This window comes from Bradyrhizobium zhengyangense (assembly GCF_022012555.1).
Classification (GTDB): domain Bacteria; phylum Pseudomonadota; class Alphaproteobacteria; order Rhizobiales; family Xanthobacteraceae; genus Bradyrhizobium; species Bradyrhizobium zhengyangense.
The window spans coordinates 202,406-216,659 of sequence record NZ_JAKLTZ010000007.1; the positions used below are offsets into that span (position 1 = coordinate 202,406).

Here is a 14,254-nt window from a genome sequence, read left to right on the forward strand (position 1 = left end):
CTTCAGCTGTCACCTCGGGACGAGGGCTCAGCTCGACGCATTCAATGCCGGCCGCGACCCGCCCGTAGCCCAATCGAGAAGCTCAATCGTGTGTACGACCGGAACTGACGTGCCACTGGCAATCTGCACCATGCAGCCGATATTGCCTGCGGCAATCATGTCCGGCTTGACGCTGGCGATGTTGGCGACCTTGCGATCACGCAACCTGCCCGCAAGCTCGGGCTGGAGAATGTTGTAGGTCCCCGCCGAACCGCAACACAAATGGCTCTCCGGCACATCTTTCACCACGAATCCATTCTTGGAAAGCAATTCTTTCGGAAGGCCTGTGATTTTCTGTCCGTGCTGCAACGAACACGCGGAGTGATAGGCGACGACGATGTTGTCCTGTTGCGTGCTCGGTGCGAGGCCGAGACCGGCGACATATTCGGTGATGTCCTTGGCAAGCGCTGACACCTTTGCCGCATCGGCTGCGAACACGGCGTCCTCGCGCAGCAGATAACCGTAGTCCTTGATCACGGTGCCGCAGCCGGACGTCGTCACCAGGATGGCGTCGAGCCCCTCGCCGGCGGCCTCCTTGTGCCACGCTGCGACATTGGCGCGAGCGCGCGCCAGCGCATCCTCGTCATCACCGAGGTGATGGGTCAGCGCGCCGCAGCATTGCTCGTCCTTGACCAGGACGACCTCGATGCCGTGGCGGGTGAGCAGGCTGATGGCGGCCTGGTTGATGCGCGGCGCCAGCACCTGCTGGGCGCAGCCCTGCAGCAGCGCGACCCGGCCACGCTTCTTGCCGAGCGCCGCGAACACGCTGCCCGGAAGCGCGCCCGGCGCCGGCAGCCGGCCGGGAGCCAGAGCCAGCATCGCCTTGAGGCGCTGGATCAGGCCTGGCGTGGCCGAGGGCCGCGGTGTCGGCAGGAAGACCGCGAGGGGTCGGGCCAGCTGAGCCAGCCGCATGCTGATGCGAAACCATTGCGGGTCCGGCAGGACGAAGGCGAGTACCCGGCGCAGCAGCCGCTCGGCGAGCGGGCGCTGATAGCGCTGCTCGATCCTGACACGGGCCTGATCGACGAGGTGCATGTAGTTCACGCCGGAGGGGCAGGTGGTCATGCAAGCCAGGCACGACAGACAGCGATCGACATGCTTGACCACCTCCGATGTCGGCGCCTGGTCCTTCTCCAGCATTTCCTTGATCAGATAGATGCGACCGCGCGGGCTATCGAGCTCGTCGCCGAGCAGGACATAAGTCGGGCAAGTCGCCGTGCAGAAGCCGCAATGGACGCAGGCGCGCAGGATCTTGTCGGCCTCCGCGATGTCGGGGTTAGCAAGCTGCGCGAGTGAGAATTCGGTCTTCATGCCGTAGCCCGCCTCAGGCGTCCCCGGTTCAGGATCGACTTCGGATCGAAGCTGGCGCGGACCCGTTCGCTCAGGGCGGCAACGCCCGGCGCTTGCGGGTGGAATATGTCGACGCCGCGCCTGACGTCCTCGGCTGCGCGGATCAGCATGGCGTGCCCTCCGACTGCATCGGCACGCTGGCGTACGGAAGGGGCATGCGCATCGGCCTTCGGCGGCAGCGCCGCCCAGATCAGTCCGCCGCCCCAGTCATAGATCACATCGCCACCGGTCTCGCGCGCCAATTGCGTGCCGAGTGCCGCCCCCGAGGCCGGCGGGCAGACGATCCGCCACACCGGACAAGCACCGAGCGCGCTGCCGGCCGCAAACGGCAACACATCACGGATGGTGGCCCATAGCACTGACGACACGGCATCCTCAATCAGGGTCGCGGCGCCGAACGGCGCCAGCAGCTCGCGCAAGGAACCGGCGCGATGGCTGGCCGAGGCCGTGATGCCCTCGAGCCGCAGCGCGGTCACCGCCTCGCCCTGGCCGGCGATATCGCCGAGCCCGTCAGTCCTGGTTCGGAGCACCGATTTCGGCAGATGCGCGGCGCCGGAGACGTCGTAGGGGGAGCCGAGGGCCGCCGTCATCGCCTTGTTGGCGGTGGCATCGTCGAGGCCGCGCAGCAGCAGCGTCCGCTCCGCTTCCGGCTTCGGCATCACCTTCAGCGTCACTTCGGTCATCACCGACAGCGTGCCCCAGGAGCCCGCCAGCAGCTTGCAGAGATCATAGCCGGTGACGTTCTTCACCACCTTGCCGCCGGTTTTAAAACTGTCGCCGAAGCCGGAGACGGCATGCGCCCCGAGGAGATGATCGCGCGCCCCGCCTGCCTTGATCCGGCGTGGGCCGGCGAGACCGGCCGCGATCATGCCGCCGATGGTTCCCGAGGCAGGCGTGCCGAGCAGCGGCGCGGTGTTGATGGGCTCGAAAGCGAATTGCTGGTTCTTGGCGTCGATCAGCGACAGCACGTCGGCAACAGGCGCGCCGGCCTGGAGCGTGACGATCAATTCGTTCGGCTCGTAGGAGGTGACGGCGTTCAAAGCGGAGATATCGAGCACGGCATTGGTCGCCATCGCGTGGCCGATGCTGCGCTTGCTGCCATGACCGATGATCTCGAGCGGCTGCTCGTTGGCAATCGCCGCGCGCACCACCTCTTCGACGTCTTTGGCGTCTCTGACCTTGAGCGTATCCACGGGAGAAGGCGGTAGCGAAATTCGTCGCCAAAATCAAATGCGGCGTGACGCAAGCGCCCCTCGCCGGCGCGTTCGCGACCCGTCGCAGGGCCACATCGACGCTTCGATCGTGGCCGAAGCGTTCACGACATCGATACTTCGATCACCGGCGAACCAAAGCCAGCAGGCCGTCGCTACAAATCTGCGTCGATCGCGATCGAGGCCAACCGGTGAAGACAGACAAGGAGGAAGGACCATGAACCACTATGCAACGCAAAAATCCCTCAGCGAGGCCGTCGACGGCGGCGGCCTGCTCGTCGTCGCACAATGGGAGGCAAAGCCCGGCGAGGCCGACAAGGTCGCTGGGATCCTCGACCGTTTCCTGCCGGACGCGCAGCGCGAGGACGGCGTCAAGCTGTTCCTGATCTCGCGGGCGAAGGACAATCCGGCCCAGTTCCTGTTCTACGAACTGTTCCGCGACGAGGCCGCCTTCAAAGCACACCAGGAGAGCGCGCACTTCAAGACCTGGATCGCCGACCAGGCGTTGCCGCTACTCGCGAAGCGCGAGCGGGCGCAGTACGGGATGCTGTGAGGCTCGCGGAGAAGGGCCCGCACCCGCGGGCCCTTCCTTTCGCGAGCGTCTAGAACCTTGGAATATCCGGGAACGCCAGCTTGCCTGCGTGGACATGCATGCGGCCGAGCTCGGCACAGCGGTGCAGGGTCGGAAACACCTTTCCGGGGTTGAGCAGGCCCTGCGCGTCGAAGGCGCATTTCAACCGTTGCTGCTGGTTGAGGTCGATCTCGGTGAACATGTCGGGCATGAGATCGCGCTTCTCGATGCCGACGCCGTGCTCGCCGGTGAGCACGCCGCCGAACTCGACACAGGCGCGCAGGATGTCGGCGCCGAAGGCTTCGGCGCGCTCGATCTCGCCCGGCTTGTTGGCATCGTAGAGGATCAGCGGATGCAGATTGCCGTCGCCGGCGTGGAACACGTTGGCGCAGCCGAGCTGGTACTTTTCGCCGAGCTCGCGGATGCGCGCCAGCGCCTTCGGCAGCGCGCCGCGCGGAATGGTGCCGTCCATGCAGAGATAGTCGGGCGAGATGCGGCCCACCGCGGGGAACGCGGCCTTGCGGCCCGCCCAGAACAGATTGCGCTCGGCCTCCGAATTGGAGATCTGCAGCGTCACCGAGCCGCAGCCTCTGGCGATGGTCTCGACGCGCGTGATCAGCTCATCGACCTCGATCTTGGGACCGTCGAGCTCGATGATCAGCAGCGCTTCCACATCCAGCGGATAGCCGGCATGGACGAAGGCCTCCGCGGCGTGGATCGCCGGCTTGTCCATCATCTCCATGCCGCCCGGGATGATGCCGGCGCCGATGATGCGCGCCACGCATTCGCCGGCCGCCTCGACTTGCGCGAATCCGACCATCAGTGCGCGCGCCGTCTCCGGCTTTTGCAGGATGCGCACGGTGACCTCGGTGATGACGCCGAGCAGGCCTTCCGAGCCGGTGATGACGCCCATGAGGTCGTAACCCGGATTCTCCGCCGATTTGCCGCCGATGCGCAGGATCTCGCCGCTCATCAGGACAATCTCGCAGCCGAGCACGTTGTTGGTGGTCATGCCGTATTTCAAGCAATGCACGCCGCCGGAATTTTCCGCGACATTGCCACCGATCGAGCAGGCGATCTGCGAGGACGGATCTGGCGCGTAATAGAAGCCGGCATGCGCGACCGCCTGGCTGATCGCGAGATTGGTGACGCCGGGCTCGGTGACGACGACGCGGTTGTCGAAATCGATCTCGCGGATACGCTTGAATTTGCCGAGGCCCAGCAGCACGCCGTCCTCGAGCGGCAGCGCGCCGCCTGACAGCGACGTGCCCGAACCGCGCGGCACCACCTTGATGCCCTGGGCGGCACAATATTTCAGGACGAGCGAGACCTGCTCGGTCGTATCGGGCAGCACCACGACCATCGGCGGCTGCCGATAGGCGGTCAGCCCGTCGGATTCATAGGCCCGCATCTCGGCGGCGCTGTCGATCACGCCCTCGCCGGGCACGATTGCGCGCAAGGCGGCGACGATCTCGCTGCGGCGCGCCAGCACCGCCTGATCGCTCGCGGGCATCATGATGGCCATGTTACAAAACCTTCGTCGGGCATTGGAATTTGTTCCGGCAAATCAATCATGTCTGCCCACGTTTGGGTAGGGTCCTCCGAAGGTCGCATTGCTTTGTTGCAGCGCAAGTTCTCTCTGAGGCAAGTCTGCTATCAGGAAACCTGTCAGGGTTTGGCAGCTTGTCCCCGTGCACCGGACCTGCCAAAACCACGATCCACCCTCTGACCCCGGGAAGAGACGAAGAGCTATGAAAAAATTGACTTTCGGCGCGTTGGTTGCCCTCGCCATGACTGCCGCAGCCTCCACCGCGATGTCGTCAAAAGCGATGGCGCAGGACGCCGCAGCCGGCAAGACATCGTTCAATAAGTGCCTGGCCTGCCACGCGATCGGCGAAGGCGCCAAGAACAAGGTCGGCCCCGAGCTGAACGGCCTCGACGGCCGTCATTCCGGCACCGCGCCAGACTACAATTATTCAGATGCGAACAAGAATTCCGGCATCACCTGGAATGAGGCGCAGTTCAAGGAATACATCAAGGACCCGAAGGCCAAGATCCCCGGCACCAAGATGGCGTTCGCCGGCATCAAGAACGAGACCGAGATCAACAATCTCTGGACCTACGTCTCGCAGTTCGACAAGGACGGCAAGATCAAGCAGTAAGCCGGTTGATGGCGGCCGCTAATCTGCGGCCGCCTGCGCCGGGGCGATCTGACCGATCATCGTCTCGATCTCCGTCTTCACCAGATCCGGCACCGCATTCTGCACCATGTGGCCGAGGTCGGGCAGAACGATCAGCTTTGCATCCGGCACCGTCGCGGCGAACGGGCGCGCGTGGATGTCGGTCCGCACCGTCTTGTCGGGCGCGCCGGCGATGATCGTCACAGGCACCTTGATCTCGCCGTAGCGCGGCGCCTGCGCGGCCACCGCTTCCTTGAGCGTCACGAGATCGTAGGCATTGGCGATGAATTCGCGCGGCCGCAGCAAGAGCGGCGTCGCGGACTCCTTCACGAATCCATCCGGCATCGTCTGGGGCAGGAAGACGTTGCGTGCGCCCGATTCGGTGACGAAAAAGCCCAGCGGCAGCGTGATGGTGAATGCGAGCAGCGGGCCGATGACAGGCGTTGCGATGATCTCGTTGTAGCGACCGACGCCGCCGCGCCAGGGATGGGTCACCGGTGCCAGCATGACGAGGCCAGCAACGCGGCCTGGGTGATCGAGCGCCAGGCGCGCGCCCAGCGCACCGCTCCAGGAATGCGCGACGAAAATCGCGCGATCGATCCCGAGCTTGCCGAGCGCCTCATCGATCATCCGCGCCTGAATCTGAGGCGTCGAATCCTGCCGTCGCGCGCGCGTGCTCCAGCCATGGCCGGGGCGGTCGATCAGGATGACGCGATGATTCCCGGCGAGCATGTCGCCGAGCGGACGCCGCATCACTTCAAGATTCGAGCTGGCGCCGTGCAGCATGACGATCGGCCAGCCCGCATCGCGCGGGCCAATGTCGACGACGTGCAGCGTTGCGCCCTCGACCTCGATCATCCGGCCCTGCGGCGGAAAGGAACGTTGCACGACGATGATGCCGGCCTGCGTGACCAGCGCGAGCAGGGCCAGCGCCGTCACGGCTGATAAAACGATCATGGAGACAGTCCGGACGATCCAGGGCACATGGCAGTTACGAATGACGCAGACGGCAGTTTCGCGCGGGGAGGCCCAGCGCTTCCACCGGAAATGCCGCCCTGTGGATATGTGCAGAATTGCCGAACTAAAAAACTCAATGAAATCAATGATCCACCCGACGACCTACAAGCCTCCCACCAGCTTCATGCAGTCGTCATCGCGCCGTCCTTATAATCGCCACGGTCGGTTCCGCCATTTGGAAGCGGATGGGCGCCGATCCCTCCTCGCAACCTCAGGGGATGCAGGAAAGACCGGCAGGATTGTCCTGGTTTGAACCGGAGGATTTTTCGATGAGCTTCAGATCGAATGACACCGCAATCGACGAGATTGTGGCAAGCTGCAACGGCGATTTGCGCGGTGCGGTGCGGGCGCTGCTGCTGATCAACGAACATCTCGAGACCGAGCTCGCCAAGGCCTATGCCGCGGCCGCCGATCATGGTCTCGCCGAGCGCGGCACCAACGTGCTGCACTAAGCCGGATTAGCCGGCGTCGTCCTCGGCCTTTTGCTCGTCGGGCGTGAGCACGGGACAGGCGCGGATGGTCGAGCGCGCAAGTTTGGCGTCGTCCTTGGATTTGTAGGGACCGTCGCCGAACCAGATGTCGCCAATGATGACCGGATTGCTGGTCACGATATTGCATTTGCCGGTGGCGCGATTGCCAACCACCCAGAACAGCCCATTGGCGAGGCTGATCGTTCCCGACGCCAACAGCAAGCTACAAGCAAAGATCAAACGCATCATGGCTGTGCTCCCTGCCATGCAGGTAGACCTGCGGCAGCACCGGCAATAGTCCTTGCCGCATTGCGCTTCCGATCGTGGTTAATCGCGGCGCGCCGCAACCGCTCAAGAAATGATCGAAATATCGGCTAGATGTCGCGGCCTTCGACCTTCTCGGTCAAAGCCTTCACCTGCTCGGGGATCTTCTCGAGGTGCGGATTGACGGCGAGCGCCTTGCGATAGGCCTCGAGCGCGCGCTTCTCGTCGCCGACGTCCTGCATGATCATGCCGAGCCCCGCGAGCGCGCCGAAGTGACGGGGCTCGCGGATCAGCACCTCGCGGATGTCGGCGAGCGAGCGGGCATAGTCGTTCTGCATGTAATAGAGCGTGGCGCGCCGATTCCAGGCTTCGATATAATCGGGCCGGAGCTTGATGACGGAATCGAGCAGCTTGATCGCGACGTCGATCTTCTGCGCATCGACCGCCGCCTTGGCTCGCGCCATCAGGAGGGCAGCGGTGTCGCTCGGGGTCTGCAGCCAGATCGCCCAGATCCGCGCCTCGACATGTTTGGCGCTGACGTCGTCGGGAGCGGCCTTTAGCGCGCCGAACAGGAAATCGAGGTTCTTGGTGCGGTCGGCCTTGGGCAGCTTGGCCGGTGCCTCCGGCAGCTTCTTCTGCTGCTTCGTCGGCGGGGCCGGATCATTCTGCGCCAGCGCCGGCGCGAGGCCGGCAGTTCCAAGAACCAGGGCCAGGCACAGCGTGCGCGGGAAAAGGAATCTCACGGTCATGGTGAAAGTCTAAACGCGCAAAGCCGCCCTTGCAAAGCAAAGGCGGCGTCAAACTCGTGTGAGACCGTGGTCTTGCGGGGCGCGCGAAGGCGACCGCGAGGGCAATATCAGCCCTGGCGAGCCTTGAAACGGCGCTGCACCTTGTTGATCACATAGACCCGGCCCTTGCGGCGGACCAGGCGGTTGGCGCGATGGCGACCGCGCAGCGACTTCAGCGAGTTACGGACCTTCATGGCAGAATCCTGAACGTTCGAAAGGCCGTGTTCGGCACTACCGTTTCGGCACGCGCGAATGTGGCAAAATGAGATATTTCCCGCTGGCGGACCGACCGCCCGGGACGGGGCGGTTCTTAAGGCATGGCGGGAGGTCATGTCAATGTTGTCTGGCTGGTTCCTCGCAGGCAAAACGCGAAACAACCCCATGCACAGTAGAAGCGGCCGGTTCGGCCCGATTCTGTCAGGCCCCGGCCAGGCCCCGCAAAGACTTTAGCGGGTTGCGGTTTCTCCGCCAGCAACGCCTTGCCAAATTCGTTATATCATATAATCAATTCGGCAACCCGTCGGGAGGACACCAATGCCCAAGCTGAAGCTGCCTGATATCGACAAGGTCGTCGCCATCGACATCCACACCCATGCCGAGGAGCCTTGCGGCACCCATCCCGACGACGGCTATGACGATTTCCAGGCGCAGATGGCCGACTATTTCAAGTCGCCGCACAAGCATCCGCCGACCGTGCCGGAGACCGCGGCCTATTACCGCTCCAAGAACATCGCCGCCGTGATCTTCCCCGTCGATGCCGAGCGCGAGACCGGCTTCCGCCGCTACAAGAATGAAGAGATGCTGGAGATCGCCTCCGACCATCTGGACGTCCTCATCCCCTTCGTTTCGATCGACCCGCACAAGGGCAAGCTCGGGGTGCGCGAGGCGCGCAGGCTGATCGAGGAATACGGCGTGCGCGGCTTCAAATTCCATCCGACCATGCAGGGCTTCTACGCCAACGATCGCATGGCCTATCCGCTCTACGAAGAGATCAACAATGGCGGCGCGATCGCGCTGTTCCACACCGGCCAGACCGGCGTCGGCTCGGGCATGCCCGGCGGCATGGGCATGCGGCTGAAATATTCCAACCCGATGTACATGGACGACGTCGCGGCCGATTTCCCCGACCTCAAGATCATCCTCGCACATCCCTCCTTCCCCTGGCAGGAAGAGGCGCTGTCGGTCGCGACCCACAAGCCGAACGTCTATATCGACCTCTCCGGCTGGTCGCCGAAATATTTCCCGCCGATCCTGGTGCGCTACATCAACTCGATCCTGCAGGACAAGATGCTGTTCGGCTCGGACTGGCCCGTCATCACGCCGGACCGCTGGCTGTCGGACTTTGCCAAGATCGACATCCGCGACGAGATCCGGCCGAAGGTGCTGAAGGCCAACGCGCGGAAGATCTTGGGGATCTAGGCGCGTCCTAACGACGTCCGCTCACGGCCCGAGGGCGGAAGTCGACGCGCGATGCGCGATCAGTTCACACTTGCCAGATAGCCCGCCAGAATGGTGCGGCTCTGGCTGAGCGTCTCGATGCGTTCGTCGATCAGGCCGACCTGCTGAGCGAGGATTCTTCGTAGCTCATTGCACGGCGTGAAAGCCGGATCGTTGTTCCGGACGCACGGGAGCAATTGCTGGATCGTCTCGAGCTTCATCCCCGCCGAACCAAGCATTTTGATCCGCCGCACGGTCTCCTCTGCCTCCGGGCCATAGTCGCGATAACCGGAATTGGTCCGCTGCGGCGCGAGCAAGCCTTCGCCTTCGTAATAGCGCAGCATCCGGACGCTGACCCCCGTGCTGCGGGAAAGCTCGCCAATTTTCATCTGAAGACCTCTTGACCCTGACAGCACTGTCAGACCGTACAGATGGTGCTCATCCAAGTGAATGCCACTTGTGAAGGGAGCAATGATGAAAGCCTATCATTTGAACAGCCATGCGGGGGCCGGCCACCTCGTGCGAGCCGACGTCAGCAAGCCCGAACCCGCCAATGGTGAAGTCCGCGTCCGGGTCGAAGCGGTCAGTCTCAACTACCGGGACCTTCTGATCCTCGACCGCGCGGGCCAGAACGAAGTCAACGGCCGCGTGCCGCTCTCCGACGGTGCGGGCATCGTTGACGCCATCGGCGCCGAGGTCGCGCAATGGAAGATCGGCGACCGCGTCGCCGCGTCGTTCTTTCGCGATTGGATCTCCGGGCCGTTCAAATCCAGCTACGTTGCGTCGTCCCTCGGTGGCAACGCGACGGACGGAATGCTGACAGAGTATGTCGTGCTGCCGGCGTCAGCGCTCGTCCCCGTACCGCCGCATTTGTCCTCGGTCGAAGCGGCCACTTTGCCCTGTGCTGGCGTCACGGCCTGGCACGGCCTCGTCACACGCGGTGGGTTGAGCAAGCGCGGCACGCTGCTCGTCCAGGGAACGGGTGGCGTCGCACTGTTCGGACTTCAATTCGCTGCGGCGCTCGGGGCGCGCGCGATCGTGATCTCGTCCTCGGATGAAAAGCTTGCCCGCGCGAGGACACTGGGCGGCTCGATCCTCATCAACTATCGCAACACCCCGGACTGGGATATCGCCGTGATGAAGGCCACCAGTGGCGAAGGTGCCAGCCACATTCTCGAACTCGGCGGTCCTGGCACCTATGACCGGTCGCTGCGATCCGTCGCGTCGGGCGGCAAGATCATTCAGATCGGCGTCTTGACGGGGTTCGGTCCGAAGCCAGATCTCGCTCGCCTGCAATGGGAAAATGCCGATATCATCGGTGTCACCGTCGGATCGGTTGAACATTTCTCTGCGATGAATCGCTTCCTGACCGAACATGCGATCCACCCGATCGTGGACCGCATCTACGATTTCGAGGACGTCCCCGAAGCCTATGCTCACCTGCGGAGCGGCTCGCATTTCGGCAAGGTCGTCGTGACGCTTTAGTTCGCGGGCGGCGGAATCATTCCGGCGCGCGCAACCAGCGCACTCACTAAGGTCGCGGCGTTGGCTGCGGCGACGGTGTCGCGGCAGGTTGCGACGGCGCTGGAGCAGAAGGTTGCTGCTGCGGTGCTGTGACCGGCTGCGCATCGCCGCCACCGTGCGGGACGCACGTCCCTACGTTGCTGAGCAGCCGTTTGGCCTCGATATCACGGGCTTTCCTGTAGTCGCTGCGGCGTTCGATCCTTGCCGCAGCCGTGCGATCCCACGCCTCGAACGCGTCAGCATAGTGCTGCCGCATCTGCTCCTCGGCGGCGAGGCAGTCACTGAACTTGTCGAACACCAGATCGGTGTTGACGGGTGAGACGCCGCCGACCAAGACGACCAACATCCATTTCATCACGCCTCCCTACGTTCATGCCCGCTAACGGGAACGGAGAGGCGTTGGCAAAGTTCCGGGGGGACACAGGCCCTTTCCCTTCGCAAGCAGGCGCCAGTCGCATGTCGGCTTGGCGCCAATGCCGAAAATCAGCTTCGTGACGCGCTTCAAAGGCGGGCGACCTTTACTGTGATCGACATCACAAAGTCCCACTTGCATTATGGCAAGCTGCAAATACCCTGTGCACATAATCGGGGCTTCCATGCGCACACCTCGCTGGTTTTTCTTAATCTTTTTGCTTTGCTTGACGTTCGGTTCGGCCCATGCCGAACGCCGGGTCGCGCTGGTGATCGGCAATTCCGCCTACAAGAGCGTGCCGAAGCTGGCGAACCCTGTGAATGACGCCGCCTTGGTTGGCGGCATGTTCAGGAACGCTGGATTCGATCTCGTCGAGATCAAGACTGACCTCAACATTGCCGAGACGCGGAAAGCGCTGAGGGAATTTGGCCTCCGGAGCCGGGATGCCGACATCGCCGTTGTTTATTACGCAGGCCACGGGATTGAGGTCGATGGCATCAACTATTTGGTCCCGACCGATGCCGCGCTGGAAGTCGATACGGACGTCTACGACGAGGCACTTCCGCTCGACCGTATCCTGGCGACGATCGAACCAGCCAAGCAGCTTCGCCTCGTCATTCTCGATGCCTGCCGGGACAACCCGTTCGCCGGAACTATGAAACGCACCGTGGCCAGCCGTTCTATCGGTCGCGGTCTTGCCAAGGTCGAGCCGTCGAGTCCGAATACGATGATCGCTTTTGCCGCCAAGGCGGGCTCGACGGCGTCGGACGGAGACTCGAAGAACAGCCCATTTGCAATTGCCGTGGTCGAACGCCTGCCAAAACCAGGGCTCGATCTCCGCAAAGCCTTTGGCTTCGTCCGCGACGACGTTCTCAGGAGCACGGCCTATCATCAAGAGCCTTACGTCTACGGTTCGCTCGGCGGCGAAGATCTGTCTCTGGTCCCGGCCGCACCGGCAGTGGGAGCGCAAGCCGATCCGCAGGAGGCCGTTCGCCGCGACTACGAATTCGCGCTTCAACTCGGTACCCGCGATGGCTGGACCGTGTTCCTGACCCAATATCCCGATGGATTCTACGCCGGTCTCGCCAAGGGCCAGCTCAACAAGATCGCGGCCGAGGAAGCCCGCGCTGAGGCGGTAGACAAGGCCCGACAGGCGGAGCAGGAGAAGGCACGTCTGGCCGCCGATCGCGCCAACAAGGCCGAACAGGAGAAGGCCGCGGCGGCCGCGAAGGCTGCCGAGGACAACCGGCTTGCGGCAGAAAAGGCCAAACGGGTTGAAGAGGCGAAGGCAGCAGAGGCCGAGCAGCGGCGCAAGGAGGCGGAAGCTGCAGTCGCCAAGGCACTTGCCGAAAAGCAGGCGGCCGAGACCGCGCTAGCCGACAGCATTGCCCGAGAGAAGGCTGCTGCCGAACTTACAGCGCAGAAGCAGGCGGCGACGGAAACCAAGGACAAGAACGACAACGCCATGAAGGTTGCGGACCTTCCGCCCACGCCATCGCAGCCATCCCTCTCGCCTCAAGAGACGATCAAGCTGGTGCAGTCTGAGCTGCGCCGTGTCGGTTGTATGACGGGCGCAACTGACGGCGACTGGAGCAATGCCTCCCAGCGCTCCCTGACGCTGTTTAACAAGTTTGCCGGAACAAAATTCGACACCAAGCTGGCGAGCTTCGAAGCGCTCGATGCGATCAAGGCCAGGCCTGGTCGGGTTTGTCCGCTTGTCTGCGAGCACGGCTTCAGGGCTGATGGCGACACCTGCGTCAAGATCACCTGCCGGGCAAATTATCACCTCAATGGTGACAACGAATGCGAGAGGGGCCAAGACAAGAAGCCAGTGGCGACTCGTGAATCGCCGAAAGGAGCGGACGACGAGCGAAAGCAGGTCGAGTCAACGCCTTCGAAACCGCAGGCGAGATCGAGCGGCCAGATGATCTGCTCGAGTGCCGGTTGCCGGCCCGTCAAGCCCGGATGTCGCATCGAGCAGCGAAAATATTTCAGCACATCTGCTACCAACTTCGCTACCGAAGTGTGCGACTAGCGTGACGCATTCTACAGTGGCGACGGCCGCATTTCGGAACTTGAACCAAGCCCGGAAGAGCGGTCAGCGAAACAGCCAACATCTGCACTGCGTCCACAAGCCGCGATCACGCTTGCGGTGGCCGGCGTCTGCTGTGCTCTGGTAAGCTGACGATACGCGCACGCCCCCAAGCGGGGTTCTTGTGACTACACCGCCCGGAAGGACAGCCGATGAATCTCAAAGCCGTCGTCTTCGATGCCTACGGAACGCTCTACGACATCCAGTCGGTCGCTGAGATCACCGAGGATGCGTTTCCGGGCTATGGCGAGATCATCACGCAGGTCTGGCGGATCAAGCAGCTCGAATACACCTGGCTGCGCTCGCTGATGCGGCGCTACCAGGATTTTTCTGCCGTCACGCGCGACTCGCTGGCTTATACGCTGCGCGTGCTTGGGCTGGCGTACGAGAACGAGGCCTTCGAGCGGATCATCGAAAAATATCTGCATCTCGATCTCTATCCGGACGCGACCGCCGCGCTCGAGGCCTTGAGACCGCGAAAGCTGGCCATCCTCTCCAATGGCAGCCCGGATATGCTGAACGCGCTGGTGCGCAATTCCGGGCTCGACCGCCTGCTCGACGCCACCATCAGCGTCGATGCCAAGAAGATCTTCAAGCCGAGCCCACAGGCCTATGAGCTGATCGGCGAGGTGCTCGGCACCGCGCCTGGCGAGGTGCTGTTCGTCTCCTCCAATCCCTGGGACGTCGCCGGTGCCAAGGCGTTCGGGCTGAACGTCGCCTGGATCGAGCGGGTGACGCCGGAGGCGATGGCGCTGGCTTGCGTCGAGACCGAACTCGTGGCACCGCTGACCATGTTCAAGGCGATCCGCACCCAGATGGACGAGCTCGGCTTTGCGCCGGATTATCGTGTTCGTTCGCTTTCGGACCTGCCCGCGATTGCCGCCCGCCCGTAAGTCCTC

Annotated in this window: 16 protein-coding genes; 7 read left to right on the forward strand and 9 right to left on the reverse strand. The window is 63.3% G+C overall.

The window, feature by feature from the left end; all coding sequences use genetic code 11:
* Positions 1–27 precede the first annotated feature (27 nt).
* Both glcF and L6639_RS26430 read right to left on the reverse strand, forming a co-directional pair.
* Complete coding sequence (gene glcF, locus L6639_RS26425; RefSeq protein WP_237864555.1) at positions 28–1,350, reverse strand: glycolate oxidase subunit GlcF; 1,323 nt, start codon at positions 1,348–1,350, stop codon at positions 28–30.
* Complete coding sequence (locus L6639_RS26430; RefSeq protein WP_237864556.1) at positions 1,347–2,582, reverse strand: FAD-binding protein; 1,236 nt, start codon at positions 2,580–2,582, stop codon at positions 1,347–1,349. The genes glcF and L6639_RS26430 overlap by 4 nt, the downstream gene beginning before the upstream one ends.
* A 235-nt stretch (positions 2,583–2,817) precedes the next feature.
* Here L6639_RS26430 and L6639_RS26435 point away from each other — a divergent pair, with 235 nt between their 5' ends.
* Entirely contained in the window at positions 2,818–3,153 is a 336-nt protein-coding gene (locus L6639_RS26435) for a putative quinol monooxygenase (protein WP_237864557.1), read from the forward strand.
* 49 nt (positions 3,154–3,202) lie between these two features.
* Here the strand turns inward: L6639_RS26435 and L6639_RS26440 are convergent, their stop codons facing one another.
* Positions 3,203–4,696: an FAD-linked oxidase C-terminal domain-containing protein gene (locus L6639_RS26440; RefSeq protein ID WP_237864558.1), complete on the reverse strand. Its 1,494-nt coding sequence runs from the start codon at positions 4,694–4,696 to the stop codon at positions 3,203–3,205.
* Between the two features lie 226 nt (positions 4,697–4,922).
* Between L6639_RS26440 and cycA the strand changes: the two genes are divergently transcribed.
* Complete coding sequence (gene cycA, locus L6639_RS26445; protein WP_237864559.1) at positions 4,923–5,333, forward strand: cytochrome c-550 CycA; 411 nt, start codon at positions 4,923–4,925, stop codon at positions 5,331–5,333.
* Between the two features lie 18 nt (positions 5,334–5,351).
* Here the strand turns inward: cycA and L6639_RS26450 are convergent, their stop codons facing one another.
* Complete coding sequence (locus L6639_RS26450; RefSeq protein ID WP_237864560.1) at positions 5,352–6,308, reverse strand: alpha/beta fold hydrolase; 957 nt, start codon at positions 6,306–6,308, stop codon at positions 5,352–5,354.
* A gap of 329 nt (positions 6,309–6,637) precedes the next feature.
* Between L6639_RS26450 and L6639_RS26455 the strand changes: the two genes are divergently transcribed.
* Positions 6,638–6,820, forward strand: a complete 183-nt coding sequence (locus L6639_RS26455; RefSeq protein ID WP_237864561.1) for a hypothetical protein — start codon at positions 6,638–6,640, stop codon at positions 6,818–6,820.
* 6 nt (positions 6,821–6,826) lie between these two features.
* On the opposite strand, the gene L6639_RS26460 is transcribed toward L6639_RS26455, so the two are convergent.
* The 3 genes from L6639_RS26460 to ykgO all read right to left on the reverse strand — a co-directional run bounded on the left by L6639_RS26460 (position 6,827) and on the right by ykgO (position 8,084).
* Positions 6,827–7,087: a hypothetical protein gene (locus L6639_RS26460; protein ID WP_237864562.1), complete on the reverse strand. Its 261-nt coding sequence runs from the start codon at positions 7,085–7,087 to the stop codon at positions 6,827–6,829.
* 125 nt (positions 7,088–7,212) lie between these two features.
* Complete coding sequence (locus tag L6639_RS26465; RefSeq protein WP_237864563.1) at positions 7,213–7,851, reverse strand: tetratricopeptide repeat protein; 639 nt, start codon at positions 7,849–7,851, stop codon at positions 7,213–7,215.
* A gap of 107 nt (positions 7,852–7,958) precedes the next feature.
* A complete protein-coding gene (gene ykgO / locus L6639_RS26470; protein ID WP_006611362.1) occupies positions 7,959–8,084 on the reverse strand; it encodes a type B 50S ribosomal protein L36 in 126 nt (41 codons plus the stop codon).
* Positions 8,085–8,424: 340 nt separating this feature from the next.
* Between ykgO and L6639_RS26475 the strand changes: the two genes are divergently transcribed.
* Positions 8,425–9,309 carry an amidohydrolase family protein gene (locus tag L6639_RS26475; RefSeq protein WP_237864564.1) on the forward strand — a complete coding sequence of 295 codons (885 nt, stop codon included), beginning with the start codon at positions 8,425–8,427 and terminating at the stop codon, positions 9,307–9,309.
* A 59-nt stretch (positions 9,310–9,368) separates the two neighbouring features.
* On the opposite strand, the gene L6639_RS26480 is transcribed toward L6639_RS26475, so the two are convergent.
* Complete coding sequence (locus L6639_RS26480) at positions 9,369–9,716, reverse strand: MerR family transcriptional regulator (protein WP_237864565.1); 348 nt, start codon at positions 9,714–9,716, stop codon at positions 9,369–9,371.
* Between the two features lie 85 nt (positions 9,717–9,801).
* On the opposite strand from L6639_RS26480, the gene L6639_RS26485 reads away from it, so the two are divergent.
* Positions 9,802–10,812 (forward strand): zinc-dependent alcohol dehydrogenase family protein, encoded by a 1,011-nt coding sequence (locus L6639_RS26485; protein ID WP_237864662.1) that lies wholly within the window; start codon positions 9,802–9,804, stop codon positions 10,810–10,812.
* Between the two features lie 46 nt (positions 10,813–10,858).
* Here L6639_RS26485 and L6639_RS26490 read toward each other — a convergent pair whose 3' ends face one another.
* The gene (locus L6639_RS26490; protein WP_237864566.1) at positions 10,859–11,206 is read right to left on the reverse strand and encodes a hypothetical protein; all 348 of its coding nucleotides are present in this window, start codon (positions 11,204–11,206) and stop codon (positions 10,859–10,861) included.
* A gap of 241 nt (positions 11,207–11,447) precedes the next feature.
* On the opposite strand from L6639_RS26490, the gene L6639_RS26495 reads away from it, so the two are divergent.
* Both L6639_RS26495 and L6639_RS26500 read left to right on the forward strand, forming a co-directional pair.
* A complete protein-coding gene (locus tag L6639_RS26495; protein WP_237864567.1) occupies positions 11,448–13,298 on the forward strand; it encodes a caspase family protein in 1,851 nt (616 codons plus the stop codon).
* A gap of 209 nt (positions 13,299–13,507) precedes the next feature.
* Positions 13,508–14,248, forward strand: a complete 741-nt coding sequence (locus L6639_RS26500; protein ID WP_237864568.1) for a haloacid dehalogenase type II — start codon at positions 13,508–13,510, stop codon at positions 14,246–14,248.
* The last annotated feature ends 6 nt before the right edge of the window (positions 14,249–14,254 follow it).

Coding starts and splice junctions, on each gene's coding strand:
- glcF (WP_237864555.1), bottom strand. CDS start 1,350: ATGAAGACCGAATTCTCACTCGCGCAGCTTGCTAACCCCGACATCGCG.
- L6639_RS26435 (WP_237864557.1), top strand. CDS start 2,818: ATGAACCACTATGCAACGCAAAAATCCCTCAGCGAGGCCGTCGACGGC.
- L6639_RS26440 (WP_237864558.1), bottom strand. CDS start 4,696: ATGGCCATCATGATGCCCGCGAGCGATCAGGCGGTGCTGGCGCGCCGC.
- cycA (WP_237864559.1), top strand. CDS start 4,923: ATGAAAAAATTGACTTTCGGCGCGTTGGTTGCCCTCGCCATGACTGCC.
- L6639_RS26450 (WP_237864560.1), bottom strand. CDS start 6,308: ATGATCGTTTTATCAGCCGTGACGGCGCTGGCCCTGCTCGCGCTGGTC.
- L6639_RS26455 (WP_237864561.1), top strand. CDS start 6,638: ATGAGCTTCAGATCGAATGACACCGCAATCGACGAGATTGTGGCAAGC.
- L6639_RS26460 (WP_237864562.1), bottom strand. CDS start 7,087: ATGATGCGTTTGATCTTTGCTTGTAGCTTGCTGTTGGCGTCGGGAACG.
- L6639_RS26465 (WP_237864563.1), bottom strand. CDS start 7,851: ATGACCGTGAGATTCCTTTTCCCGCGCACGCTGTGCCTGGCCCTGGTT.
- ykgO (WP_006611362.1), bottom strand. CDS start 8,084: ATGAAGGTCCGTAACTCGCTGAAGTCGCTGCGCGGTCGCCATCGCGCC.
- L6639_RS26475 (WP_237864564.1), top strand. CDS start 8,425: ATGCCCAAGCTGAAGCTGCCTGATATCGACAAGGTCGTCGCCATCGAC.
- L6639_RS26480 (WP_237864565.1), bottom strand. CDS start 9,716: ATGAAAATTGGCGAGCTTTCCCGCAGCACGGGGGTCAGCGTCCGGATG.
- L6639_RS26485 (WP_237864662.1), top strand. CDS start 9,802: ATGAAAGCCTATCATTTGAACAGCCATGCGGGGGCCGGCCACCTCGTG.
- L6639_RS26490 (WP_237864566.1), bottom strand. CDS start 11,206: ATGAAATGGATGTTGGTCGTCTTGGTCGGCGGCGTCTCACCCGTCAAC.
- L6639_RS26495 (WP_237864567.1), top strand. CDS start 11,448: ATGCGCACACCTCGCTGGTTTTTCTTAATCTTTTTGCTTTGCTTGACG.
- L6639_RS26500 (WP_237864568.1), top strand. CDS start 13,508: ATGAATCTCAAAGCCGTCGTCTTCGATGCCTACGGAACGCTCTACGAC.